The organism is Rugamonas sp. FW305-51 (assembly GCF_058786935.1).
Genome location: NZ_JBYSZG010000014.1, coordinates 1 through 26137, shown reverse-complemented (window position 1 = coordinate 26137; position 26137 = coordinate 1). Strand labels below are relative to the sequence as shown.

The following is a 26137-nucleotide window of genomic DNA, read 5'->3' as shown; positions in this document are numbered from 1 at the left end:
GGCGCCACGGGCGCCCGGCGGCGTCGTTGTTGCTGGCCGCGACCTTTTTTGTTAGCATCTGCGCCACCGTCTCCCTGTACAGGCCGCATCGTTGTCCAGGCCGCACACACCTGACACTTGCCGACGCCTGGCGCAATGAAACCATTTAGCTATCCTGAACAAATCGCGCTGCTGCCCTACATCGGCAAGTGGCTGGCCATCGCCGGCCTGGTGGCGGCGCTCAGCGGCACCGCCTCGGCCTTCTTCCTGTTTTCGCTCGACTGGGCCACGGCCTGGCGCGACAGCCACGCCTGGGTGATCTGGCTGCTGCCGCTGGCCGGCTTCGCCGTCGGCTGGGTCTACCTCAAGCTGGGCCGCAGCGTGGAGGCCGGCAACAACCTGCTGATCGACGAAATCCACGACCCGAAAAAAGTGGTGCCGCTGCGGCTGGCGCCGCTGGTGCTGGGCGGCACCGTCATCTCGCACCTGTTTGGCGCCTCCGTCGGGCGCGAGGGGACGGCCGTGCAGATGGGCGGCGCCCTGGCCGACCAGCTTACCCACGTGTTCCGGCTGCGCCATGACGAGCGCCGCATCCTGCTGATGGCCGGCATCAGTGCCGGTTTCGCCTCCGTGTTCGGCACGCCGCTGGCCGGCGCCGTGTTCGGACTGGAAGTGCTGGCCATCGGCCGCATGCGCTACGACGCCATCTTCCCCTGCATGGTGGCGGCCATCGCGGCCGACCAGGTGGGCATGGCGTGGGGCGTACACCACACCCACTATCCGCTGCACGGCGTGGCCCAGCTGACCGTCTGGAGCGTAGCGGCCGTGATCGCGGCCGGCATGCTGTTCGGCCTGATCGGCATGCTGTTCGCTACCGCCACCCACGCCGGCGCCGCCTTCATGAAGCGCCACGTGGCGTACGCGCCGCTGCGGCCCCTGCTGGGCGGCACCGTGGTGGCCGTGGCCGTGTGGCTGGTCGGCACCCGCTACATCGGCCTGGGCATCCCCGTCATCGTGGAGGCGTTCCAGCACCCGCTGGCGCCGGCCGATTTCGCCGGCAAGTTCGTCTTCACGGTTGGTTCGCTGGCCTCCGGCTTCAAGGGCGGGGAGGTGACGCCGCTGTTCTACATCGGCGCCACGCTGGGCAACGCGCTGGCGCCGCTGCTGCACTTGCCGTTTTCGCTGCTGGCCGGGATAGGTTTCGTGGCCGTGTTCGCGGGCGCGGCCAATACCCCCATCGCCTCGACCATCATGGCCATCGAGTTGTTCGGACCGGAGATCGGCCCGTTCGCGGCCCTGGCCTGCGTGGTGAGCTACCTGTTCTCGGGCCACACGGGCATCTATCACGCGCAAAAGGTGGGGCAGGTCAAGCACGGCTCGGTGACGGTGGCGGCGCACCGCCGGCCGCCGGCGGCCGACTGACCGCGCCGGCCGGGGCGTTGTTCAGCCGGCGCCGGCCAGCGCCACCCGGTTGCGGCCTTCATGCTTGGCGCGGTACAAGGCCAGGTCGGCGTCATGCAGCAGGGCCGGCCAGTCGGCATGGCCAGGTCCGTAAATGGCCACCCCCACGCTGACGGTGAAGTGCAGCGGTCCGCCGGGCGTGGGCACAGCCAGCAGGGACAGGCTGTGGCGCAACCGTTCGGCGCAGCGCAGTGCGTCGCCGCGGTCCGTTTCCGGCAGCACGCAGACGAATTCCTCGCCGCCCAGCCGGCCGAAATGGTCGATCTCGCGCAATTCGGCGGTGCAGCTGCGCACCAGCGCCTGCAGCACCCGGTCGCCCGTTTCATGGCCATACTCGTCGTTGACCAGTTTGAAGTGGTCGATGTCGAGCATGGCCACGGCCAGCTTGCGGTCGTGGCGCTGGGCCAGCGCCAGCTCGCGCTCGGCCACTTCCTCCAGGTAGCGCCGGTTGCAGGCGCCCGTCAGGCTGTCGTGCTGCGACAGGTGCAGCAATTCCTGCTCCAGCAGGAAGGATTTTTGCTGGAATACCCGCATCACCAGCAGCACGACGACGGCCAGCGCGACGGCGAACAGGTACTGCATCAAGCCGCTGACAAATTCCAGCCACGGCAGGCGCCACGCGCTCAGCACCACATACAGCACGGAAGGCGCGGCCAGCATGCGGGCGAACACGGCCAGGCGCAGCGTGGACAGGGCGGCCGCAAAGTTGCAGGCGGCCACGCCCGCCAGCCCGTACACCATGCCTTGCGGCAGCAGGAATTCACACAGGATGAGGACACTGACGTGGCTTACGTAGATGAGGGTGCAGCGCCGTTGCACGCTCCAGCGCAGCGCGTTGGGCAGGTAGGCGGCGCTGCCGATCAGCACCGCCAGCGCGCGCAGTACCAGCGTGTATTCGGCCAGGCGGGCGTCGAGCAGCATATCCCACACGGCAAACAACACCATGCCCAGTCCGAACAGGGGGCCGAGCACAGGCAGCAGCTGTTCCAGCTCCGCATCGTGCTGGGCGTGCATGGCCCGTTCGGCCGGCGGCGGCAGGGTACGCAGGCGGTGCAGGCCCAGCTTTTGCAGGACCGATTGACGCAGCGGACTTCCGGTTGGATCCGCATGAGCGGCGTGGTGGGCGGCCGGTGGCCGCGGCGTGACGTTCATTGCGCGCTTTCCGTATCAGTAGATTCAGAATAGCAAGTTAATAGTCAGTCGTGTTTGATCTGGGTCAAGCGGTTGGGCGGTGCCGGCGGGCGCCCACCCGCCGGCGCCAAGCGTTCAGAGGCATTCCATGCTCAGGCTTTTCAGTTCGGCGATCGGGATCATGAACGTCTCGTGGATGCGCAGTACGAGGTCGGCGTTGACGGTCAGCTTACCATGCCGGATCTTGCTCAGGCGCGGTGCCGACACTTGCAGTGCCCGGCCCAGGGCGGCATCGTTCTTCAGCTCGTGGCGGGCGATCACGGTGTCGAGCAGGAGGTGCGGGTTGCGTGGCTGATGGGGGCGAGGGGGCGCGATAGTCATGCGGCTTTCCTTTCAGGCTGGGGTGGGGACGCGTGGTGTTGCTGGCCGATGGCGCGTACGCAATCGGTTCGGTTTGGTGTGGACCGGGTGGTGCGGCGTTGCTGCCCAGTGCGGCTGCCGTCGTCTATTCCTGTCGTGTTGCCGGTTCATGGTGACCTCGCTCCGCTGTTGGAATTCGTTTTCCACGTCAGCAAAACGCGATATTCCATACAATTCGCAAATTTGCACTGCCGTCCCCGCCGTCCCCTTGCTATGCCGGGAACCGTTTTGGCGGCATAATGCCCTCAGCGGCGTGAAGAAAAAATGTTGTCCGTCTTCCGCGGCTGAAACAATTATAATGATTTTGTCTTAAAATTGTTGGAATTGAGAGAATTAATTTTGAATTTAATGAGAACAAGAAAGCCCCAGCCATGAAAATGAAGGAAGCCGTGCCGGACGAAGTGTGTACCACCCAGCAGGCGGCCGAGATCCTGGGTATTTCCGTGTCGTCGGTGCAACAGTTGGTGGAAGCGGGCGTGATCGAAGCGTGGAAGACCAAGGGTGGCCACCGCCGCATCCCCCGCCATGCCGTGTTGGCTTACAAGACGGCGCCGTTGTCGGCCGGCGCGTCGCGTGCTGCGGCCGGGCCGGCTCCCGCGCCAGCCGCCGGCGGCCCCGTGTCGATCATGGTCATCGAGGACAATCCCATCCAGCGCGCCCTGTACGAGCGCCAGATCGGCGGCTGGGGGCTGCCGGTGCAGCTGGCCTTCTGCGAGAATGGCTACCAGGCCTTGCTGCAGATCGCGCGCGGCCAGCCCGACGTGCTGCTGGCCGATATCATGATGGACGGCATAGACGGCTACGAAGTGGTCAAGACCATCCTGGACGATCCCAAGCTGGCGTCGATGCAGATCGCCATCCTGTCCGGGCTGACGGAGCAGCAACTGGAAGCGCGCGGCGGGGTGCCGCCCGGGGTCGTGTTCTTCGCCAAGCCCGTCAATTATGACGAGCTGCGCGGCTATTTGCGGGCCTGCTGCGCCCAGCGCGCCCGGCAGTGGAAGTGAAATGATCAAATTCACTGAATTTGACAGTTAAAGAAATCCGGAGCACCATCTGACAGCAAGCCCTGCGCGCGGCCATTCCGGCCCGCGACGGCGGCGGCAGGGAGAGCGCAATGTGGCGATTATCGGTCAAGAAATTGAGCGTGGCCCTGAGCGTGTCCGAATCGGGCTGCGCGCTGGTGGCGGAGGCGGCATGAGCGCAGCCCCTTACCACCACATCGACCCGGCCGTGCTGATGCGCTCAGTGGCCGGCGACGCGGACTCGTTCCGCTCCCTGTCCCAGGTCTACCTGGCCATCGCGTCGCCGGCCCTGGCGCGCATGCGCGCCGCGCGCGCGGCCGGCGACCTGCGCGCGCTGGCGCACGAGAGCCACGCCCTCAAAGGCAGCGCCATGCTGGTGGGCGCGCAGGATCTGTGCGCGCTGCTGCAGCGGATCGAGCTGCTGGCCGGCACCGGCGGCGACAGCGCGGCCCTGTGGCCGGAGCTGGAACGGCAGTTCGGACTGGTGATCGACGAGGTGAGCGACAGCATCGCCCACTATTCCGGCCAGGCAGGAGCGGGCGCATGACGGCGCCCGGCCCGGTGCCGGCACCGCCGGACGGCGGCGCGCGCCATCCGCTGCGCTGGGCCGGCCTCAGTGCGCGCCGCGCGTCCAGCCTGATCGGCGGCGCCGTGATCTTGCTGCTGTGCCTGGCGACGCTGGGCGCGGCCTGGCTGCTGCGCCAGCGCGCCCTGGAGGACTGGCGCGGCGACATGGCCAGCCTGTCGCTGGTGCTGGCCGAGAATGTGTCGCAGACCATGGCCTCGACCTATCTGGTGCTGGACGGCCTGACCGAGGTGGTGCAGGCGATCCAGCAGCGCAGCCCCGCACCGCTGGCCGCCGCGGTCCGCAACGAGCAGCTGTTCCAGTCCATGCGCGACAAGATCAGCGGCCTGCCCCAGGTGGACGTGGCCACCGTGGCCGACGCGGACGGCACGGTACTCAATTTCACCCGCAGCTATCCGGCCCCGCCCATCAATCTGGCCGACCGCGACTACTTCGTCTATCACCGCACCCATACCGACAGCGCCCCCTTCCTCAGCCAGCCGGTGCGCAACAAGGGTAACGGCAAATGGACTTTCTACGTCAGCCGGCGTCTGGACGACGCGCATGGCCGCTTTGCCGGCGTGGTGCTGGTGGGGGTGTCGTGCGAATTCTTCAGCGCCTTCTTCCGCAACGTGAGCCTGGGCGAACACGCGGCCATCTCGCTGTACCGGCGCGACCAGACGCTGCTGGCGCGCTGGCCGCAAGTAGAGGAGGTGATGGGCAAGCGCATCACGGCCGGCACCACCAGCCAGGTATTGGCCCGGGGCCTGGAGCACGCCGTGCTGCTCAGCACCAGCCCGCGCGAATCGGCCGGCGGGCGGCCCGTGTACCGCATGGGGGCGGTGCGGCTGGTGCGTAACTTCCCGCTCGTGATCAACGCCACCATCACCGAGGAATTGCTGTTGGCCGGCTACTGGCGCAACCTGCGCCTGCTGGGCGGTATCGCCCTGGGCAGCCTGGTGGCGCTGTCGGCGGCGTTCTGGATGATGGGCCAGCTGCTCAAGCGGCGCGAACAGGACGCCGAGCAGGCGCGCGCCCTGATGCGCATGGCCGATGCGGCCAGCGAAGCGAAGACCCGTTTCCTGGCCATGATGAGCCACGAAATCCGCACCCCGATGAACGGCATCGTCGGCATGTCGGAACTGATGCTCTCCACCCCGCTCGACGAGATCCAGCGCGGCTACGCCCGCAATGTGCACAGCGGGGTGCTGGAACTGATGGAGATCATTAACGAGGTGCTCGATTTTTCCAAGATCGAATCGGGGCGCATGGAACTGGTGCTGGACATGTTCGACCCGGCCGCACACGTGCGCCAGGTGGCGGCCCTGCACCGCGCCAGCGCCGAGAAGAAGGGCTTGCAGCTCGAGGTGCGGGTCGGCCCCTGTCCGCGCCAGGTCTACGGCGACGCAACCCATCTGCGCCAGGTGCTCGGTAACCTGATCAGCAACGCCATCAAGTTCACGCCGGCCGGCCGGGTCACCGTCACGCTGGAGGCCGGGCCCGAGGGCGGCCGGGGCGGGGCCTGGCGCTTGTGCTACACGGTGCAGGACAGCGGCATCGGCATGGACGCCGATGTGCAGCGGCGCCTGTTCGAACCGTTCAGCCAGGCCGACAGCACCATCAGCCGCCAATACGGCGGCACGGGACTGGGGCTGGCCATCTGCCGGCGCCTGGTGCAGCTGATGGAGGGCCACATCGATTGCAGCAGCGCGCCGGGGGCCGGCTCCCTCTTCCGGGTCGAGCTGCCTTGCCGGCTGGTCGCGCCGGTCACGGAGGCCGGCGGCAAGACGGCGACAGCCGCCGCCGATGCCGCCTCTTCATACGCGAGCACCCCGGCGCCGCAATCTGCGCCAGAGCTGGCGCCGCTACGGGGGCTGGTGGCCGAAGACACAGAAATGAACCGCCAGCTGGCCCGCATCCTGCTCACCCGGCTCGGCTGCGAGGTGGACGAAGCCGTCAACGGCCAGCTGGCGCTCGACGCGCTGGCGTCGGCCAGCTACGATCTGGTGCTGATGGACTGCATGATGCCCGTGCTGGATGGTTACGAAGCATGCCGCCGGTTGCGCCAGAGAGAAACGGCGGCCGGTGCGCCGCGCGTGCCCGTGATCGCGCTGACGGCCAGCGCCATTGAAGGCGACCGCCAGCGCTGCCTGGCCGCCGGCATGGACGATTATCTGGCCAAGCCGTTCACGGCCGCCGAGTTTTCCGAGATGGTGCTGCGCTGGGGGCACCGCCTGGCGCCCCGGCCTTCGTCGCCCGCGCCGTCTTCATCGCCTTAGTGGCCTCGCTTGCCTTGGTTGTCTTGGCCGCCTTGTTTGCCTGGGTCGCCTGCGCCTGCCGGGGCGGGCGCAGCAGCGGCACGGGCGCGGGCGCCAAAGGCCGCAGCGGGGCCAACTGGCTGAGCTGCCCGGCCAGGAAGTCGAGCAGGGCGCGCAGCTTGGGCGCCATGTAGCGCGCGCTCGATACCACCAGGTGCACCGGCAGCGGTTCGGGTTCGTACTCGGGCAGCAGCCGCACCAGCGTGCCGGCCGCCAGGTCGTCCGCCACCTGGTAGGACAGCGCCCGTCCCAGCCCGAAGCCGGCCCGCACTGCCACCAGCGTCGCCTCGGTGTCGTTCAGCGCCAGGCGCGGGGCCAGCCGCACGGCGATATCGCGCCCGCCGTGGCGGAAACGCCATTCCTCCAGCGGCGAGCGGAGCGCCGTAAACACCACGTCATGCCGCTCCAGCGCCTGCGGGGTATCGGGCGTGCCGCGCCGCGCCAGGTATGCCGGGCTGGCCACCAACATGCGGCGCACCTCGCCCACCCGGCGCGCCACCAGGCCGGCGTCGGCCAGCGGGCCGATACGCACGGCCAGGTCCAGCCCTTCCTCGATCAGGTCCAGGTTGCGGTCGTTGAACATCAGCTCCACCTGCATGGACGGATGCTCGTCCAGGAAGCGCATCACCAGCGCCGTCACGTGGCGCCGGCCGAACACCTGGGGCGCCGTCATGCGCAGCTTGCCGCGCAGCGGGGCGTGCGGATCTTCGCGCACGGCCTGCTCGTAGTCGGCCAGCACGCGGCGCGCCATGTCGGCCAGCTGCAGCCCGGCTTCGGTGGGCGCCAGGCGGCGCGTGGTGCGTTCGATCAGGCGCGCGCCCAGGCGCTCCTCGAGCGCGGCCAGCGCCCGGGTGACGGCCGGCGCCGAACGGCGCAGCCGGCGCGCCGCGCCACTCAGGCTGGCGCATTCGAGGATGGCGACAAAGATGGCCAGTTCGTCCAGGCGGTCCATTGATTATTCCAGTAACTGAAAAAGTAATTTTCAATATAGCATTATTTACATCGATTTGGGCAATGGCTACCATGGTCGCATCCCATCAACGAACAAGGAGCATCCCATGACGCCAGCCACCCACCTGACCCTGCACGGCACCCGCCTGTCCGGCCACGTCCACCGCGTGGAACTGCTGCTGCACATGCTGGGCCTGCCCTACGAACTGGTCGATGCGCCGGCCGAGGTGCGCAACAGCGCCGCCTTCCGCGCCATGAACCCGCTGGGCCAGATCCCCGTGCTGCAGGATGGCGACCTGGCGCTGGCCGACAGCAACGCCATCCTGACCTACCTGGCGCGCCGCTACGCACCCGATGGCGGCTGGCTGTCGGACGACCCGGTGGAAGCGGCCGAGATCACCCGCTGGCTCTCGATCGCCGCCGGCGAGCTGCGTTACGGCCCGGCCACGGCGCGCATCGTCACGCTGTGGAACATGGACGGCGACCTGGCGCGCGCCCAAGCCATCGCGGCCCGCCTGCTGGCGATGATGGAACAGCACCTAGCCACGCGCAGCTTCCTGGCCGCGGGCCGGCCCACGCTGGCCGACCTGGCCTGCTACAGCTACGTGGCCCATGCGCCCGAAGGCGGCATCGCGCTCGATGCCTATCCCGCCGTGCGCGCCTGGCTGCAGCGGGTGGAGGCATTGCCGGGCTTCGTGCCCATGCCCGTCAGCACGCCGCCGGTGCGCACATGAACGGGCCGTTCCACCCGGGCGAGCTGCACGCCCAGCAACTGGCCGGCAAGGGCAGCAGCGGCGGCGCCATCCGCGATTACATGCCAGACCAACACCGTGAATTCTTTGCCATGCTGCCGTTCGTGCTGGTGGCCACGGTGGCGACAGACGGCTGGCCCCGGGCCCGGGTGCTGAGCGGCGCGCCCGGCTTCGTGCACAGCCCCGATCCGGCCACGCTGCGGGTGGCGGCGGCCATCGACGCGCCGGCCGGCAGCCGCATTGGCCTGCTGGGCCTGGACTTCGGCACCCGCCGCCGCAACCGTGCCAACGGCACCATCGCGACGGTGGACGCGCACGGCTTCACCATCGCCGTGAACGAATCGTTCGGCAACTGCCCGAAATACATCCGGCTGCGCGACGTCGAACCGGCGCCGCGGGAGGTGGCCGGTGTGGCGGCCGGTGTGGCAGGTGCGAAGGGTGCGGTAGGTGCGGCGGCAGGGGAGGCGGCAGGGGAGGCGGCGCCGGCCGCCGTCTCCTTCAGCGGACTGACGGACGACGCGCGCCGCATGGTGGCCGCCGCCGATACCTTGTTCGTCGCCACCACGGGCGGCCAGTACGGCGCCGACATCTCGCACCGGGGCGGCGAACCGGGTTTTGTACTGATCGACGGCGACACGCTGACCGTGCCCGACTTCGCCGGCAACCGCTACTACAACACGCTGGGCAATATGCTGGTGGACGACCGCACGGCGCTGCTGTTGATCGATTACGCCAGCGGCGACGTGCTGCATTTGCAGGGCCGGGCCGAGGTGGAGTGGAGCGCGGCGGCAGCGGCCGGCCTGCCCGGCGCCGAGCGCCTGTGGCGGCTGCGGGTCGAACGGGGCACCCTGCAGCGGGCCGCCGTGCCGCTGCGCTGGCGGTTGCGCGCGGCGGTGGATTAGGGCCCCAGCCCCGGCCGGCCTGTTGTTCGTTTCCACAGTGCACGAATTATCGCTTGTGGCGCCGCTCAATCCTTGCTAGCATCTGAATCACCCCGTTGACGCTTGTGGACCACGCCGCCGCCGTGCCGCAGTCCGGCCGCAGCCTCGACAGGACAGGACGTCGGCCGCCCCATCCCCGCAGCCTCACACCATTTCCCTTTTGCTGGTTTCCAGCGCGGCCCTGCGTGCCGCGCCGTGTCGCAATGGCGCCCGCCGCCCTTGCCCTGACTCCGACGCCGGCTCCCATGCGCTTGCTCCGTCCCTCCCGCCCTGGCGCGCCGCGCCCGCCGGATGGTCATCCCTATCCCTGTGTTTTCCGCCTGCCCGGCATGGAAAACGCGCGCACCTGGAACGACACTATGCTTAGCCTGAAACCGGAACGCCCCGCACCCAGCGTGCTCAAACAGCTGGGGGAAATGACCGCCTGCCGCGACATGCACCTGGTCGAGCAAAGCCTGTTGCGCACGCTGGGGCCCTTGCTGGGCGTGCAGCGCACCTCGCTGTACCGGGTCGACGACCAGGGCGTCGTCACGCGCGTGCTGCACCACACGCGCGATACGGCCATCGTGGGCGGGGAGCTGCACCGCACCAGCGACCAGATCGAGGAACTGAGCAGCGCCATTGCGCTCGACCCGGCCGTCGCCACCTTGCTCGACACCTTGCGCCTGCTGGACCGCAGCTGCACCCGTCCGCAACCGGATGGCTACCTGATCGGCTACCCGCTGCACGGCGCCGACCACCTGTGCGGCTACTTCGTGTTCGAGCGCGGCCATGAAGTCACGCCCACCGAACATGCCGTCATCCACGGCGTGCTGGAAGTGTTCTCCAATTACTATGCGCTGCTCGACGCCAGCCAGCGCGACCGCCTCACCGGCCTGCTGAACCGCTATTCGCTCGAGATCAACCTGAACCGGCTTTGGGACTTGCTGGCCCAGCGCCTCAAGCCCGGCGCCGACAGCGGCCACGCCAACCGGCGCGGCGGCCGGGCCCAGACCTACTGGCTGGGGGTGCTCGACATCGATCACTTCAAGAAGGTCAACGATACCCACGGCCACATCATCGGCGATGAGATCCTGCTGCTGACGGCGCGCCTGCTGGAAGGCGCGTTCCGCCGCTCCGACCTGCTGTACCGCTACGGCGGCGAGGAATTCATTGCCATCGTGGCCGCCAACGACCTGGAGACGGCGACCCAGATCTTCGAGCGCGCGCGCCAGGCCGTGGCCCTTTTCATCTTCCCCCAGGTGGGGCGGCTCTCCATCAGCGGCGGCTTCAGCATGGCCGATCCGCACGTGCTGCCGCAGACCATCATCAACCGCGCCGACCGGGCCTTGTACGAGGCCAAGGCCGATGGCCGCAACCGGGTCCATTTCTACGATGAGCTGATCCGCCAGGGCCGGCTGGAAGAAATCCAGTCCGGCACCATCGACCTGTTCTGACGCCACACGCCGCAGCGGCGGCGCGCCGTCACTGGGCCAGGCTGCAGCGGTTGCGGCCCGCGTCCTTGGCCCGGTACAGGGCCTGGTCGGCCAGCCGCAGCAGCGCGGCGCAGTCGCCGTCGGCTTGCGGGTGGGTCACGGCCACGCCGACGCTGATGGTGACGTGGCCGGCGACGGGGCTGTCGTCGTGCTCCATCGCCAGCGCGGCGACCGCCAGCCGCAGCTCCTCGGCGATGGCCAGGGCGCCGGCGCCGTCCGTGTCCGGCAACAGGCAGGCGAATTCCTCGCCGCCGTAGCGGGCCGCCAGGTCGTAGGGCCGTTTCAGGCGTTCCTTGAGCGTCAGCGCCACCCGCTTCAGGCATTCATCGCCGGCCTGGTGGCCATAGCGGTCGTTGTAGCGCTTGAAGAAATCCACGTCGATCATCAGCATGGCCAGCGGCGCGCCGCCGCGGCCGCAGCGCCGGAACTCGGAGTCCAGCGTGTCGTCGAACAGGCGCCGGTTGGCCACGCCCGTCAGGCCGTCGGCGAACGCCATCGCCTGCAGCGCGTCCATGTGCAGCTTGAACTGCAGGTGGGCCAGCACCCGGTTGCGCAGCGTGAGCGGGTTGACCGGCTTGGAGACGAAATCGGCCGCGCCCGCGCTCCAGCAGGCGTTCTCCTCCTCGGGCTGGGTGCCGGCCGTGACGAAGATGACGGGGATGGCCCGCGTCTCCAGGTCCTGCTTGAGGCGGCGGCACACTTCCAGGCCGTCCATGCCGGGCATGACGACGTCGAGCAGGATCAGGTCCGGCTTGTTCTTCTGGCAGAAGTCGAGCGCTTGCGCGCCGCTGGTGGCGGCGAACACTTCGAATTCCTGCGCCAGCACGGCATGCAGCATGCGGATGTTGATGGGCTGGTCATCGACGACCAGGACCCGGCCGCGGCGTTCAGGAGAGAGCTTGAGCATGGCGGTGCTTTTCAGGTTGGGTGAGGGAGTCCAGACGCTCCAGTATGGCACGGCAGATGGCGGCCGCCTGCGCCAGGTCGAAGCTTTCCATGGCCAGTTCCAGTCTGGCCGTATCGGGTTGCATGGCCTGGCCATGGTCGCGCAGCAGGCGGTCGAACAGGGGCAGCGCGTCCAGGCTGGACGCTTCGAGCAGGCGCTGCAGGCTGGCCAGTTCTGCCGGCAGGGCGGCCGGGTCGGCCGCCGCACCGTCCGCGTCCGGCCCGCCGAATGCGGCCAGGTGCTCGGCCAGGTTGCCGGCCAGCTCGGCGCCGGCCGTCGCCGCGCGCCGCGCCTCGGCGATCAGGCGCGCGTGCTCGACCTGCCAGTCGATGGCGCTGGGCTGGCTGCGCAGCTGCAGTTCCATGGTCTGGGCCAGGGCGGCCAGGGCGTCGGCGCCGACGGTGGCGGCCAGCCCCTTGAGGCCATGCAGGTTGCGCGCCGCCGTGGCCGCCGCCTCCGGCCCGTCGAGTGACTCCGGCACGGCCGCCGCCAGCGCGCCGCATTCGGTGGTGAAGCGCTGCAGCGCGCGCTGGTAGACGGGCGTGTTGCCGTTAAAGCGCGCCAGCGCGGCGGCGCCGTTGATGCCCAGCGCCGGCGGCACGTGCAGCGGCGCCTGCGCCGCGCCCGGTATGGTGACGGCGCGCCCCGTGTGGCGGGCGATGGTGGCCAGCAGCTGCCCCAGGTCGAACGGTTTGCCGATGTGGTCGTTCATGCCGGCCCGGAACGCTTCCTCGCGGTCCGACAGCATGGCGTTGGCCGTCATGGCGATGATGGGCAGGGCGGTCATGCCGAGCCGCTCGCGGATCAGGCGCGTGGCCTGGTAGCCGTCCATCAGCGGCATCTGCACGTCCATCAGCACGCAGTCGTACTGGCCGCCGGCGGCCAGTGCATCGAGCGCGGCCTGGCCATGCTCGGCCACGTCCACGCTGGCGCCCGCGTGGCACAACAGTTCGCGCGCCACCTGCTGGTTGATGGCATTGTCTTCCACCAGCAGCAGGCGCAGGCCGGCCAGCGCCAGGCCGTCCGCGCCGGTGGCCGTCTCCGTGCCGGCCGCCGCCGTGGCGGGCAGCGCCGGCAAGGTCAGCACCGGCGCCGGCGCCGCCTGCAACGGCAGATCGAACGAGAAGGTGCTGCCGGCGCCCTCCACGCTGTCGACCCGCAGCGTGCCGCCCATCATCTGCACCAGCCGGCGGCAGATGGCCAGTCCCAGTCCGGAGCCGCCATAACGGCGGGCGGTGGACGCCTCGGCCTGGGAAAAGCCGTCGAAGATGCGCTCGAGCTGGGCCGGCGCGATGCCGATGCCCGTATCGCGTACGGTAAAGCGCAGCGCGCCCTGGCCACCGTATGTGGCCGGCAGCACGGCCACGGCCAGGGTGACCTCGCCCTGGTGGGTGAACTTGATGGCGTTGCCGCCCAGGTTGAGCAGCACTTGCTGCAGCCGCAGCGCGTCGCCCACTACCCAGGGCGGCAGCGCCTCGTCGAGCTGGTAGCGCAGCGCGATGGCGCGCGCGCCCACGTTGGCGCTGAGGATGATGTCGACTTCGTGCAACAACTGGCCGATGCTGAAGGTGTGCGGATCGAGCGCCAGCTTGCCCGCCTCGACCCGCGAGAAGTCGAGAATGTCGTTGAGGATGCCCAGCAGGGCGCGGCCGGCGCCTTCGCACTTGTCGGCGTAGTCGCGCTGGCGGGCGTCGAGCGGGGTCAGCTTGAGCAGGGTCAGCATGCCCAGCACGGCGTTCAGGGGGGAGCGGATCTCGTGGCTCATGTTGGCCAGGAACTCGGACTTGGCGCGGTTGGCCGCATCGGCCGCCCCCATGGCCGCGCGCAGGGCCTGCTCGGCCTCGTGCTGGGAGGTGATGTCGCGGTTGATGCCCAGCACGCGGATCACCTGGCCCTGGCCGTTGCGTTCGACCGAGGTGGCGGCCTGCATGTGGCGCAGCGCGCCGTCCCGGCACATGATGCGGAACGTGATCTGGGGCGGCTGGTTGCCGGCGGTGGCCGCGCGCAAGCTCGCTTCCACCGGTGCGCGGTCGTCCGGGTGCAGGCGCGCCAGCCACGGCATGTAGTAGGGCCCGCTGCGTTCGGTCGCCGGCACGTCGTAGAAGTCGAACATGCGCTCGTTCCATTCGACGGCGCCGCTGGCCGGGGTCCAGGTCCAGATGCCCAGCTCGGCCACCTTGGACGCGTTCAGCAGCTGGTCGCGCGCGGCCACCAGCGTGCGCCGGTCCTGCTCGCGGGCGGAAATGTCGGCGGCGATGCCGAGAAAGCCGATGATGGCGCCGCTGTCCTCGCGCAGCGCGCTCACCGACAGCAAGACGGGGAAGGCATTGCCATCCTTGCGCACGAAGGTGCAGGCGCTCTCGTTGGGCAGGCCCCGCCTGGCCTTGGCGACGAACACCTCGAAGCCGGGCGCGATCGGGCGTCCCAGCTCCAGCGACAGGGCGGCCGCCCGCGCCGCCATTTCGCCCCGATCATGCAGCAGTTCGGGAGTCGACACGCCCAGCAGCTCCTCGGCGCGGTAGCCCAGCATGCGTTCGGCCGCCGGGTTGAACAGGCGGATGATGCCGTCCGTGCCGGTGGCGATGATGGCGTGCGAGGCGTGGGTCAGGATGGCGCGCTGCAGGATGGTGACCGATTCGATCTGGCGCGTGCGCTCGCGCACCTGCTGCTCCAGCGTGACATTCAGTTCGCGGATGCGGGCCGTGGCGGCCGCCTGCTCGCTGACGTCGCGCACGGTGATCGAGCAGCCCGGCGCCGCATGGCGCGGCGCGCGCACCGGAGCCAGCGACAGCGAGACGGCGATGGTGTCGCCGCCGGCGCGCCGCAGCGTGGTGTTGAAGTGGCGCACCGGCTCCCCGCGCGCGATGCGCTCGTTGAGCCAGTCTATGGTCCAGCTGTCGTGGCCGGGCACGATCAGGGTGGCGATGTGGCGGCCCACGGCGTCGGCCGCCGCGACGCCGAAGATGTCGGTGGCGCTGCGGTTCCAGCTGGTGACGATGCCGTCGCTGCCGGTGGCGATGATGGCGTCGAGCGAATGTTCGATCAGGGCCGACATGCGGGCCTGGTATTCGCCCAGCCGGCGGCGCTGGCGCCGCAGCAGGTGGTTGGCGCCGGCCACCAGCAGGGCGCCGCTCAGCATGGCCGTCAGCAGCGTGAGCTGGGCTGTGTGGCGGGCCGCCGCGGCCGGCGCCAGCGCCGTGGCCAGGGCCAGCATCAGGTCGCGTTGCGGGTGCGCGCGGTCGATGGCCACGCGCCGCGCCGCCACCACCACCGGCCCTTGCGGCCCGTCGTAGCGGGCCAGCACCGGGTCGGCGCCGTCTTCGGTGCGGTGGAATTCGTCCTGCCAGCGCGCGCGCCGTCCGCGCTCGAAAGCGAAGGTGCGGGCGATGTCCGGATGGAGCAGGTAGTCGCCCTGGCCGTTGGTCAGGTAGACCGCCAGGTCGGGCGGCAGGTTGGCCAGCGGCGGGGTCAGGATGGCGCGCGCCGCGTAGTTGACCACCACCACGCCAAACAGCATGCCCTGGCCGTCGTAGACCGGAGTGGCCGCCCGCAGGGTGGGACTGGCCGGCGGCGCCGGCTGGGCCGGTTCGGCGCCCAGGTCGATGTCGGACACGTAGACCTGGCCGGCCGGCAGCCGGGCCGCGGCCCGCATGAAGGGAGTGTCGCCGCTCTGGCGCAGCTGGTCCGGACCGACGGCGTCGATGGTGCCGCCGGCGCGGACCACGCGCACCAGTTCGCGCCCGCGGCCGGCCATGCCGATCAGGCGCACCTGGGCGATGTCGGGATTGGTGGCGGCGTAGGCCTTGAAGATGCTCACCAGGCGCCGGTGCCACAGGGCGATCGGCGTCATTTCCTGGGCGTCGTAACCGTCGTTGCCGCTGGCGCGCACGATGCCGCCCACCGGCGGCAGGCTGGCCAGGAACAGCACATCGCGCTCCAGGGTGCCGATCTGCTGCTCGAGCAGGCTGGCGCTGACGGCGCTGCGCCCGAGCAGGCGGCTCTCGAGCGTGGCCATGGCGCGCCGCTCCTCGCGCTGGCCGGCCCACTGCATGGCGGCGCCCAGTGCAGCGGCCAGCAGCAGCGCCGCGCCGGCCCGCTTCCAGGTCGCAGGCTGCTTCAGGTAGGGCGCGATCGCGCTGGTCATGTCCCGCATCGTCATCATCACAAGGGCCCGCACGTGGCGCGCATTCCGCTCCGTCCGGGCCGCCGGCGCAGGGCGCTGCGCGGGCTACGGCCGTACGCTTAAGGAGAAATTAATTGTACTGCCTTGTGCTGGACAACTGGGGGAAATTGTGGCGGCGGCGTGTCCGGCCGGGGGCTGTTGTCAACCCAGCGCGACGCCCAGCCGTTCGGCCAGGGCCGCCGCCTGCTCCGTTTCCAGGTCGTCGAACTGGCGCCGGATGGCCGCCAGCAGGGTTGTGTGGCCGCTGCCGGCCAGCAGCGCGTCGAGCCGGTCGAGCAGGGTGGCGGCCGCATAGTCGCCGTCGCGCAGCAGCGGCAGCAGCTGGCCCACCAGCATGGCGCCGGCGGCGCACTGCGCGCTGTCCGGGACGGCCGCCGGCGGCGCGGGCGCGGCCTGGGGCAGGGCGGCCTGCATGGCCGCCAGCGCCGCCTCCAGTTCGGCCTGGAAGGCCAGCCCCAGGGCCGGCAGGCGGGCCGTGTCGGCCGCACGCACGGCATCTTCCAGGGCCCCGGCCGCGCCGCTCAGACGGTAGGCGCCCAGCAGCGTGGCGGCGCCCTTGATGCGGTGCGCGGCCTGGCATAGCTCGCCGTAGTCGGCGCCGGCCAGGTGGCTGGCGACCCGGGCCGGCCACAGGCCATAGCTTTGCACGAAGGCGCGCGCGGCGTTGAGCAGCAGGCTGCGCTGCACGCCGTTGCGGGCGCAGGCGTCGTCCAGATCGAGCACGGTGGCGGGGCTGCGCACGTCCATTTTCATGCCGGCGCCCCTCTCACTGGCCGTCCGGCGCCGGTTCCTGGCGCCAGACGATGCGGTTGCGCCCGGCCTGCTTGGCCTGGTACAGGTGGCTGTCGACGGCGCCGAACAGATCGGGCGCGCTTTCGCCGGCCGTCAGCCGCAAGGTGGCGCCACCGGCGCTGACGGTGAGCACCGGCGCGGCCGTGGAGGCGGCGTGGGCGATCGCTTGCAGCGCCACTTCCTGGCAGATCGCATGCACCAGCCGGCAGGCCTGGGCGGCGTCCGTGTCGGGCATCAGCAGCACCAGTTCCTCGCCGCCGTAGCGCGCGGCCAGGTCGGCCGGACGCTGCATGTGGCCGGCGGCGGCCCGCGCCACGGCGCGCAGCGCGCGGTCGCCGGCCGGGTGGCCGTAATGGTCGTTGTATTGCTTGAAGCAGTCGATGTCGAGCATGGCCAGCGACAGCGGCCGGCCGTTGCGCTGGGCGCGCTGCCACTCGTTGCCGTACACCTCGTCGAAGCGGCGCCGGTTGGCCAGTTCCGTCAGGCCGTCCACGTGGGCCAGGTGTTCCAGCATGCGCTGCTGGCGCACCACCTGCAGGTGCAGCGCCACCCGGGCCAGCACCACGGTGGCGTTGAACGGCTTGGCGATGTAGTCGGATACGCCCATTTTCAGGCCATTGGCCTCGTCTTCCGGCCGGTCCAGGCCGGAGATGAAGATGACGGCGATATCGGCCGTCTGCGGGTCGGCCCGCAGCTGGCGCAATACCTCGAAGCCGTCCAGGTCGGGCATCATCACGTCCAGCAGGATCAGGTCCGGCGCGTGGCGCGCAGCCCGTTCCAGGGCCTGCGCGCCATTCTTGGCCAGCAGCACCGTGTACTCGGGCTTGAGCAGCTCGGCCAGCACCTGGCGGTTGATGGCGTCGTCGTCGGCGACGAGTACTTTTTGCATTCCTGGCAAGTTCATGCGCTCATTTCCAAGTTCAGATTCAGGGCGCGCGCCAGTGCCGCGAGCGGTGCCAATGCCACATCATATTCGATCTCGTCCACGGCCTGCTGAATCTCCGCCAGCAGGGCGCCATGGTCGGCCGCGCCGGGCAGCGCCTGCAAGGCGTGCAAGGCATCCTCGGCGCGCGCGTCGTCGCCGCGCAGGTAGGCTTCCAGCTGGCGGATCAGGGGGGCGGCGCCTGGCATGGCCTGGCCGCCGCCGGTGGTGGCGGCAGTGGCCGCGGGGGGCGCCGCCGTCTCCAGCTGTGCCAGGCCGGCCAGCACGGTCTCCAGCGTGGCCGCCAGTTCCGGCGCCAGCGCCGCGCAGCGCTCGTGCTGGCCCGAACGCAGCGCCTGTTCCACGGCGTTGGCCAGGGCCGACAGTTCGGCCGCGCCCAGGTAGGCCGCGCTCGATTTGAGATTGTGGGCCAGGCTTTGCAGGGCCGCATGATGGCCCGCCTGCAGCGCCTCGCGCACCACCTGCGGCCCGCCCTGGTATTCCTGCACGAAGCTGGCGATGCGCTTGTGCAGGCGGCTGTGCTGCTGGCCCACGCTGTCGAGCGCCTGTTGCCAGACGATGCCGGCCACCGGCGGCAGCGGCGCGGCGGCGCCACCGTCCTGGTCCGGCTCGGGGCGCGGCGCCGGCAGCTGGCGCCCGGCCAGGCGGGCCGGCGCGATCCACTTGAGCAGGGCGCGGAACAGCAGTTCGGGGTTGATCGGCTTGGTCACATGGTCGTTCATGCCGGCCGCCAGGCTCTTGTCGCGGTCGCCGGCCATGGCGTGCGCCGTCATGGCGATGATGGGCAGTTCGCGCAGGTGGGCGTGGGCGCGGATCTGCGTGGTGGCCGTCAGGCCGTCCACTTCCTGCATCTGGATGTCCATCAGCACCAGGTCGTAGTCGCGTTCCTGCACCATGGCCACCGCCTGGCCGCCGTGCATGGCCACGTCCACTTCGACCCGGGCCATGGCCAGGAAGTCGAGCGCCACTTCGCGGTTGTTGGCGTTGTCTTCCACCAGCAGGATGCGCGCGCCGTTCAGGCGCGCCAGGTCGAGCGCGCGCAGGCCGCCGCCGGGCCCGGCGCCGGCCGCGCCGGCCAGGTCCGGGCGCAGCACCTGCAGCAGGCTGTGATAGAGCAGGGCCGGGCCGACCGGCTTGGTCAGGAAGCCATGCAGCGGCAGCTGGCCTTCCTGCTGCTGCACCGTCTCGCGGGTGCAGGCGCTGACCATGAGGATGGCCGGCGGCGCCGCCAGGCGCGGGTCGGCGTGGATGCGGCGGATGGTTTCCACACCATCCCAGCCCGGCATCATGTAGTCCATCAGCACCACCTGGTAGGGTTCGCCGGCGTCGACGGCGCGTGCCAGCATCGCCAGCGACTGTTCGCCCGAGCAGGCCGCGTGGGCCGTGACGCCGAACGATCCCAGCATCTCGACCAGGGCATCGCGCGCGGTGGCGCTGTCGTCCACCACCATCACCCGCACCTGCTGCAGGGCGGCCGCCGGCGGCGCCACCGGGGCGCTGGCCGGATCGGCCACGCCCAGCGCGACGGTGAAGCTGAAGCGGCTGCCCACGCCGGGCGTGCTGTTGACGCGGATGGTGCCGCCCATCAGCTCGACCAGCTGCTTGGAGATCGACAGCCCCAGGCCGGTGCCGCCGTAGCGGCGCGTGATGGAACCGTCGGCCTGGCTGAAGGACTGGAACAGCCGTACCAGCTGCTCCTCGTTCATGCCGATGCCCGTGTCGCTGACGCTGAAGCGCAGCGTGACCTGCTCGCCGCGCCGTTCGGCCACGTCGACCGCCACCACGATCTCGCCCCGTTCCGTGAACTTGACGGCGTTGGTGGTAAGGTTGATCAGGATCTGGCCCACCCGCAGCGGATCGCCCACCAGCCGGGCCGGTACGCCCCGTTCGACCCGGAACACCAGCTCCACCCGCTTGGCGTCGGTCTTGATGGCCGTCAGGCTGGCCAGGTGTTCGAGCAGGTCGTCCAGCGCGAACGGTACCGTTTCCAGCGCCAGCTTGCCGGCCTCGATCTTGGAAAAGTCGAGGATGTCGTTGATGATGCCCAGCAGGTGCTGGCCGGCCCCTTCGATCTTGCTCACGTAGTTGCGCAGGCGGGGGCTAGGTTCGGCCATCATGGCCAGCTGGCTCATGCCGATGATGGCGTTGAGCGGGGTGCGGATCTCGTGGCTCATGTTGGCCAGGAAGTCGGACTTCATGCGGGTGGCCGCTTCGGCCCGCAGCATGGCGCTTTGCATGGCCTTGGTGCGCAGGCCGAGGATGCGCATGAACACCAGCATGTCGAACAGGTTGCCGAACTGGAGCGCATGCATGGTCCAGAAATTGGCCGCCACGGCGCCGCTGATGACGCGCGACAGCAGCACCGAGGACAGGAAGCTGACGGCCCAGCCGACCAGGAAGTAGATGCCGACGGCGTCGCCGCGGCGGGCCCGCATGAAGGCGCCGGGCAGGCCAAGCAGCATGGGCATCAGGCCCAGCGTGCTGACGATGGCCACCAGCGTCTGCACCCCGATCACGTCGGCCGCGTAGGCGCCGGCGCTGAGCAGGGCCAGTACGGCGCCGCTCTGCATCAGGCGGCTGAAGGTGCGGTCCATGCCGGGCCGGGCCAGCGCCTGCTCCACGAACAGGTAGGCGCCGCAGGACGCCATCAGCGCGAACAGGCCGCCGGCGTGGGTGGTCATCCAGGGGTGGCTGCCCCACAGGTACTGGCCGCCCAGGCCGAAGAATTCGACCGAGAACATGGTGGTGCCGGCCGTCAGCAGCGCATATTTGCCGAACAGGGGCTCGCGCAGGTTGATCCACTGGGCCAGGCTGTAGAGCAGCAGGCACAGGCTCAGGCCGATCAGCAGGCCTTGCAGCATCTGTTCGTTGAGGGCGGCGGCGTGGAAGGCGGCCGGCGTGGACAGGCGGATCGGCAGGATCATGGAGCCCGAGTTTTCCACCCGCAGCCACAGCTCCTGGCCCGTGCCCTGGGCCAGTTTGAGGGCCACGGCCGGCGCCCGTCCCCGTTCGCCCGGCGCCGGCCGCGGCAGCAGGTTGCCGATGGCCGCATGGTGGACGATGGCGCCGCGGGCGCTGACGTAGACGTCGACCCGGTTGATGGCGGCGTAATCGATATTGAGTACCCAGTCGCCGTCGCCGCCCGGGGCCACGGTGACAGGGATATGCAGCCACAATACGTCGCGGTGTACGCCCAGCGTGGCGTAGGCCGAGCCGGGCGGGGTGTAGCGGGCGACGGCGTCGCGCGCCGCTTCCACATCGAGCTTGCCGCCGGGGTCGGACAGCACCGTCAGGGCGGGCCAGGCATCGACCTGGCCCAGGGCGTCGTCCAGCAGCAGGGCGGCTGGCGCGCAGCGTGCCGGCGGCGCCAGCAGCAGTAACAGCAGAAACAGCGGCAGCAGCAGCGCGGGCGCCAGGTGCGCGCCCAGGCCTGTCAGCCGGGGCGCCGCCGGCATGGGAGCGGGCAGCGCGCTCATGGTTGCGGCCCGGTGGGCAAGGTGCGCTTACGGCGGCCCGTCAGCCGCGTTTCGAGCGCGTTGATCCAGCGCGGCGCCTGCGGATCTTCAGCCCAGCCGGCCGTGACGGCGCCGACCTGGTTGAGCAGGGCCTGCGGCAGTTTCAGGGGCCGGGTCTGGTCCATCAGCAGCTTGACGGTGAACTGGTAGCCGACCACGCGCGTGACGAGGCGCGACAGCGAGAACTGGGGGCAGAACAGGCGCGCCGTGCCGTCGACCAGGCGTATCGTGCCCATGGCGGCGGCGAACAGGGCGCGCGACGGCCACGACACGCGGGCCGTCAGGCCCAGGTCGCGCGAGGCGGCCGGGCCGCACAGGTGGCGCGTGAGCAGCACGGGGAAGGGCTTGAGTATGCGCAGCGGCAGTTCCTTTTCCATGGTGTGCATCAGGGCCGCGCCCAGCGCGGGGCGCGCATCGGGCAGGTAGGGGTGGTCCCGGCCGCTGGCCTGCATGCGGGTAAACAGCGCCGCGGCCTGCTCCATCGTGTCGGCCATCATGCCCCGTTCGATGCCCAGTATGTGGCCGACCACGTTCCAGGCGTGCAGGTAGGCGTGTTCGTCGGCGGCCGGCAATCCCAGGCCCAGCTTGCGCAGGGCGCGCAGGAACACATAGCTGAAGGTCAGCAGCGTATAGGCCAGTTCTTCCTGGTTGCACGGCAGGCCGTCGCGTTCCACGTTCCAGCCGTGGGCATACAGCGTGCCCTGCATGCTGAGGGGCTCGCCGGCCAGCGCGGCCAAAGGCGGCACCACGGCGGGCGCGCCGTCGCGCGCCGCGTCGGCTGGATTGCCGCGCAGGATCAGGTGGCGGATGGTGGCGTGGATCAGGCGCACCTTGAGCGTTTGCGCCACCCCGCCGCCCTCGGCGTCGGTCAGGCCGCCGTGCATCATGACGGGGAACAGCATGGCGGCCGTGGAGCGGATGCGGTAGTCGGTGTGCTGCTCGAGCTGGCCGGCCGCGTGCAGCACGCCGGCCAGGTCGGGGATTACATAGCACTCAGGCAGGCTGGCGCAGAACAGCAGGGTGCATGAGAGCATGCTCATGTCCATGAACAGCTGCTCGGCGCGGGCGATCTTGGCCGGCTCGGCCCAGTCGGGCAGGCGCAGGCCGGCCTGGATATAGGCTTCCAGCGCGGCCGCGATGGCCGGCGGCACGCCGGCGCCGGCACGCCAGCCGGGCAGGGCGCCATTGGCCTGCCACTGCGACAGCTGGTCGTTGACGGTGGCGATGGCCTGCCATTGGGCCGCGTTGGCGCCGTTCTGGTCCCAGGGGCCGAGGATGCGGGCGATGGTGTCGTCGGCCAGCGGGTCGGCGCGCAGGGTGCTGGCGTGGGAGATGGTATCGCGCATTATGCCCTCGCTGCCTTGGGGGCGGCGGCATCGGCCGGCGCCGTGGCCAGGGCCGGCTGGCGCCAGCGCTCAAAGCCGCACAGGGCCACCAGCAACGGGATGCCCATCGCGAACAGGGCGATGGTGCGGGTCTCCACCGGCGTGCCTTCGGCCACCTGGAACGCCATGCTGCCGCCGTACACCAGCAACGGCACCAGCGCATGGCGGCGCGCCACCGGCAGCGCGGCCACGGGCGGGCGCTTGCGCAGCGTGAGGCGGAACAGGAACACGATCACGAACGACACCAGCATCCAGCCCACGAAGCCCTGCAGGGTCTCGCCGAACCACCAGCCGTCGGTCTTGGTCATGATCCAGGCCTTGAGACCGTACACCATGTAGGGGTCGGCGCCCAAGTCATAGGCCGTCACGATCATGGCCGCCAGCAGCGACATGGTGAGGCTCTGGCGCAGCGGCGCCACGCCGTCGGACGGCGACTGCCACACGATCAGGTTGCCGATCACGTAGGCCACGTAGCACAGCGCGAACCACATGAGGGGAATGATGACGGGCACGGCGCCCAGGCGCGGCCCCAGCACGTCGGTGTAGGTATAGCTGCCGAAGAACCAGCCGTAGCTGGCGCCCAGCTGTTCGGCCAGCCAGCCCAGCACGACGCCGATAACGACGAAGTTGCGGGCCGCGCGCGCGCCCAGCAGGTGGATGGCGCTGCTCCAGCAGCAGGCGAACATGACGAGCGAACTGACGATGAGCAACCTGGTGGTATCGCCCTGGCCGCGCGACAGCGTGACGGCCAGGAACACGATCAGCAGGATGTAGGTGAAGCGGGGCAGGTGGTGCAGGACAGACTTCATGAGCGGTTTTTTCGGATCATAGAGTGGATAGGCGCCGCGCGCACGCGGCGGACTGGCTGCGGGCTTTCAACAACGGACTTCAAAAACGATAATCGAAACGCACGGCGACGGTACGCGGGTCGCTGGGTACCACCATGCCGAAACTGTCGATGGTGATCGGTTGTACCTTGTTCTCCAGGTTCTTGACCTGGGCCTGCACGCTCCACGGGGCGCCGCCGGGCTGGTAGCGCACGGTGGCGTCGCTGGCGGTACGGGCCGGGATGCGGTATTGCAGCTGCTGGGTCGGCACGCCGATGGTGTAGGCGGCGCTGCGGCGCGCCACGATACCGGCCCGCAGCTGGCCGCCGGCCAGCAGGAAGCGGTGTTCGTAGCCGGCCGTGACGGTGTGCGACGGTGCCCGATCGAGCTTGCTGCCGGCCCAGGAGTGCACGCCGTCCGGCGTGTAGCGCACGTAATGGGCGTCGAGCAGGGTCAGGCCGTAGCTGAGGCGGTCGTCGGCGCTGGGGTTGAGCTGGCCGTCCGCCTCCAGGCCCTTGACGCTGGCCACGCCGGCATTGGTGGTCACGTAGCGCGGCGCGCCCTGCAGCAGGGCCACGCCCGACAATTGCAGGTTGCGGTAGTCGTAGTCGAACACGGCCACGTTCAGGCTGGCGCGGTGCTGCCAGAAACGGGTCTTGAGACCGGCCTCGCGGGCCGTCAGCGTTTCGGGCTGGTAGTACAGCGTGCTGGCGGGGACGGCCACGGCGGCCGGACAGGCGATGCCCAGCGCGCTGGTGCCGGCCTGGCAACCGTCGTTGAAGCCGCCCGACTTGTAGCCGGTCGACAGCGTGGCGTAGATGAAGGTGGCCGGCGTCAGGTCGTAGTCGACACCGAGCCGCCACGTGTTCTTGTGCGTGTTGAGCGAGGCCGCGTTGAGCAGCCTGAAGTCGGTGGCCGGGTTGAAGTCGGGACCGCGCTGGAAATTGGTGGAGCCCACGCGCGACTTGTCGTCGTTGGTGTAGCGTACGCCGGCCGTGGCGCGCAGGCGGTCCGTCACGCGCCAGGTGGCCTGGCCGAATATGGCCTTGCTGCGGGCGATGACAGGGCCGGTGGGGAATACGTAGTACGGCGGCAGGCCCAGCAGGTCCAGGTTGCGGAAGCGGTACACCGAGTCGGTCTGCTCGTGGAAGTAGTACAGGCCCGCCTGCGCCGTGACGGGGCCGTTGCCGTTGGTGGCCACGCGTAGTTCGTGCGACTCTTCCGTGTTGCTGCCGGTGTAGGTCTGGTGCACGCCGATGGCGAAGCCCGGCGCCACCCGGTAGTAGTAGTTGAACAGGACGTCGTTGTCGAAACGGCGGTGGGCGCCCAGCCAGGTCACGGTGGCCGGCCCCAGGTCCCACGTCAGCTCGGCCGACAGGCCGGTGGTGTGCAGGCGGTGGTGGCCCTGTTCGGGCCGGGTGTTGGACGGCACGAAGCCGTTGGTCAGGCGTTGCGCCGTGCTGGCGTCGTACCAGGTGGGCTGGCCGCTGGCCACGCCGCGGTAGAAATTGGTGTCGGGGACGATGCTGTCGCTGTTGTCGTGCGTGGTGCTGTGGTCCAGGCGCAGCAGCAGCGCGGCCGTCGCGCCCAGCGCCAGCCGGGCCGACAGGCGGGCCGACAGGTCATCGCGGTCCAGGCCCAGTTCGTAGGGCGTGCCCTGGCCGTTGATCAGGTAACTGTCGTGGCGGTTGGCGGCCATGGCCGCGCGCAGCGCCAGCGCGTCGTTGACGGGCAGGTTGAGCATGGCGTTGAGCTTGCGGCTGGCGTAGTCGCCCAGTTCCACGCCGACCGTCCCTTCCAGCTGGCGGCCGGGCGCGTTGGTGATGACGTTGATGGCGCCGGCCGTCGTGTTGCGGCCGTACAGCGTGCCTTGCGGGCCGCGCAGCACTTCGATACGGTCCACGTCATACAGGCTCAGTGTTTGCAGCTGGGGGCGTGGCAGGACGACGCCGTCGACCATGAAGGCGGCCGACGGGTCGCCTTTTTCCGTGGTGTCGGCGTTGGTCACGCCGCGGATGGTGATCTTCAATCCGGCCGGCGCGCCGTCCAGGTGGATGTTGGGCAGGCGGGCGGCCAGGGCGGACGGCTGGTCGATGCCGGCCTGGCGCAGCTGCTCGCCCGTCAGCACTGTCATGGCGACCGGCGTGCGCGACTCCAACGATGCGGTGCGCTGCGCCGTGACCACGACTTCCTGTATCTGTCCCTCCGCCGCGTCGCCTGCGGACGGTACGCCCTGTGCCTGCGCGGCGCCATGCAGCGCAGCCGATACCGATGCGGCCAGCAGCGCCGGCTTCCAGCGCCCCTTGTCGTTGTTCATAAAACCATTCCCCAGTCTGGTCGTGCTAACCGCCACCCCCGGCCCTGCCACGGAATGTTAGTTTCACCACGCGCTTAATTATTTGATAACGGCGTTGCTATATGCCACAAGGGATAAGAGTCTAACAGGTCATGTTGCTAGGAAATAGTCCTTCCCCGCGGCCGAAGCGGAAAAACCGACACTTTCCATGCCATTTCAGCGGGATGTGGGCGGG

The 26137-nt window shown here is 69.8% G+C and carries 18 protein-coding genes; 7 read left to right on the top strand and 11 right to left on the bottom strand.

Translation table 11 applies throughout. From position 1 onward, the window contains the following. Window positions 1–135 precede the first annotated feature (135 nt). The gene (locus tag AC3WOS_RS11955; RefSeq protein WP_492716175.1) at window positions 136–1401 is read left to right on the top strand and encodes a voltage-gated chloride channel family protein; all 1266 of its coding nucleotides are present in this window, start codon (window positions 136–138) and stop codon (window positions 1399–1401) included. Window positions 1402–1422: 21 nt separating this feature from the next. Here AC3WOS_RS11955 and AC3WOS_RS11950 read toward each other — a convergent pair whose 3' ends face one another. Both AC3WOS_RS11950 and AC3WOS_RS11945 read right to left on the bottom strand, forming a co-directional pair. After that, window positions 1423–2592 carry a GGDEF domain-containing protein gene (locus AC3WOS_RS11950; protein ID WP_492716174.1) on the bottom strand — a complete coding sequence of 390 codons (1170 nt, stop codon included), beginning with the start codon at window positions 2590–2592 and terminating at the stop codon, window positions 1423–1425. 114 nt (window positions 2593–2706) lie between these two features. Further along, window positions 2707–2952 (bottom strand): helix-turn-helix domain-containing protein, encoded by a 246-nt coding sequence (locus tag AC3WOS_RS11945; RefSeq protein ID WP_492716173.1) that lies wholly within the window; start codon window positions 2950–2952, stop codon window positions 2707–2709. A 410-nt stretch (window positions 2953–3362) separates the two neighbouring features. Here AC3WOS_RS11945 and AC3WOS_RS11940 point away from each other — a divergent pair, with 410 nt between their 5' ends. From AC3WOS_RS11940 to AC3WOS_RS11930, 3 genes are all read left to right on the top strand, one after another. Then, window positions 3363–3995: a response regulator gene (locus tag AC3WOS_RS11940; RefSeq protein WP_492716172.1), complete on the top strand. Its 633-nt coding sequence runs from the start codon at window positions 3363–3365 to the stop codon at window positions 3993–3995. Window positions 3996–4185: 190 nt separating this feature from the next. Then, entirely contained in the window at window positions 4186–4560 is a 375-nt protein-coding gene (locus AC3WOS_RS11935; RefSeq protein WP_492716171.1) for an Hpt domain-containing protein, read from the top strand. Next, window positions 4557–6857, top strand: a complete 2301-nt coding sequence (locus AC3WOS_RS11930) for an ATP-binding protein (RefSeq protein WP_492716170.1) — start codon at window positions 4557–4559, stop codon at window positions 6855–6857. Before AC3WOS_RS11935 ends, AC3WOS_RS11930 begins: the two co-directional genes overlap by 4 nt. On the opposite strand, the gene AC3WOS_RS11925 is transcribed toward AC3WOS_RS11930, so the two are convergent. Continuing rightward, entirely contained in the window at window positions 6766–7848 is a 1083-nt protein-coding gene (locus tag AC3WOS_RS11925) for a LysR family transcriptional regulator (RefSeq protein WP_492716169.1), read from the bottom strand. The two genes, AC3WOS_RS11930 and AC3WOS_RS11925, sit on opposite strands and share 92 nt — an antisense overlap. 106 nt (window positions 7849–7954) lie before the next feature. Between AC3WOS_RS11925 and AC3WOS_RS11920 the strand changes: the two genes are divergently transcribed. The 3 genes from AC3WOS_RS11920 (at window position 7955) to AC3WOS_RS11910 (ending at window position 10976) form a co-directional block, all read left to right on the top strand. Continuing rightward, complete coding sequence (locus AC3WOS_RS11920; protein ID WP_492716168.1) at window positions 7955–8581, top strand: glutathione S-transferase family protein; 627 nt, start codon at window positions 7955–7957, stop codon at window positions 8579–8581. Next, window positions 8578–9501 carry a pyridoxamine 5'-phosphate oxidase family protein gene (locus AC3WOS_RS11915; protein ID WP_492716167.1) on the top strand — a complete coding sequence of 308 codons (924 nt, stop codon included), beginning with the start codon at window positions 8578–8580 and terminating at the stop codon, window positions 9499–9501. Before AC3WOS_RS11920 ends, AC3WOS_RS11915 begins: the two co-directional genes overlap by 4 nt. A 398-nt stretch (window positions 9502–9899) precedes the next feature. Further along, window positions 9900–10976 (top strand): GGDEF domain-containing protein, encoded by a 1077-nt coding sequence (locus AC3WOS_RS11910; RefSeq protein ID WP_492716166.1) that lies wholly within the window; start codon window positions 9900–9902, stop codon window positions 10974–10976. A 28-nt stretch (window positions 10977–11004) separates the two neighbouring features. Here AC3WOS_RS11910 and AC3WOS_RS11905 read toward each other — a convergent pair whose 3' ends face one another. From AC3WOS_RS11905 to AC3WOS_RS11870, 8 genes are all read right to left on the bottom strand, one after another. Beyond that, window positions 11005–11922, bottom strand: coding sequence for a diguanylate cyclase (locus AC3WOS_RS11905; protein ID WP_492716165.1), 918 nt, complete (start codon window positions 11920–11922; stop codon window positions 11005–11007). Continuing rightward, entirely contained in the window at window positions 11903–16105 is a 4203-nt protein-coding gene (locus tag AC3WOS_RS11900) for a PAS domain-containing hybrid sensor histidine kinase/response regulator (protein WP_492716163.1), read from the bottom strand. Before AC3WOS_RS11900 ends, AC3WOS_RS11905 begins: the two co-directional genes overlap by 20 nt. Before the next feature lie 180 nt (window positions 16106–16285). Beyond that, window positions 16286–16897 (bottom strand): Hpt domain-containing protein, encoded by a 612-nt coding sequence (locus AC3WOS_RS11895; protein WP_492716162.1) that lies wholly within the window; start codon window positions 16895–16897, stop codon window positions 16286–16288. 13 nt (window positions 16898–16910) lie between these two features. After that, window positions 16911–17840 (bottom strand): diguanylate cyclase domain-containing protein, encoded by a 930-nt coding sequence (locus AC3WOS_RS11890; protein ID WP_492716161.1) that lies wholly within the window; start codon window positions 17838–17840, stop codon window positions 16911–16913. Beyond that, complete coding sequence (locus tag AC3WOS_RS11885; protein WP_492716160.1) at window positions 17837–21355, bottom strand: response regulator; 3519 nt, start codon at window positions 21353–21355, stop codon at window positions 17837–17839. The genes AC3WOS_RS11890 and AC3WOS_RS11885 overlap by 4 nt, the downstream gene beginning before the upstream one ends. Further along, window positions 21352–22740, bottom strand: coding sequence for an oxygenase MpaB family protein (locus AC3WOS_RS11880; RefSeq protein WP_492716159.1), 1389 nt, complete (start codon window positions 22738–22740; stop codon window positions 21352–21354). Before AC3WOS_RS11880 ends, AC3WOS_RS11885 begins: the two co-directional genes overlap by 4 nt. Continuing rightward, complete coding sequence (locus tag AC3WOS_RS11875; protein ID WP_492716158.1) at window positions 22740–23588, bottom strand: carotenoid biosynthesis protein; 849 nt, start codon at window positions 23586–23588, stop codon at window positions 22740–22742. Before AC3WOS_RS11875 ends, AC3WOS_RS11880 begins: the two co-directional genes overlap by 1 nt. 79 nt (window positions 23589–23667) lie before the next feature. Next, on the bottom strand, window positions 23668–25923 hold the full coding sequence (locus tag AC3WOS_RS11870) for a TonB-dependent receptor (RefSeq protein ID WP_492716156.1): 2256 nt from the start codon (window positions 25921–25923) through the stop codon (window positions 23668–23670). Between the last annotated feature and the right edge of the window lie 214 nt (window positions 25924–26137).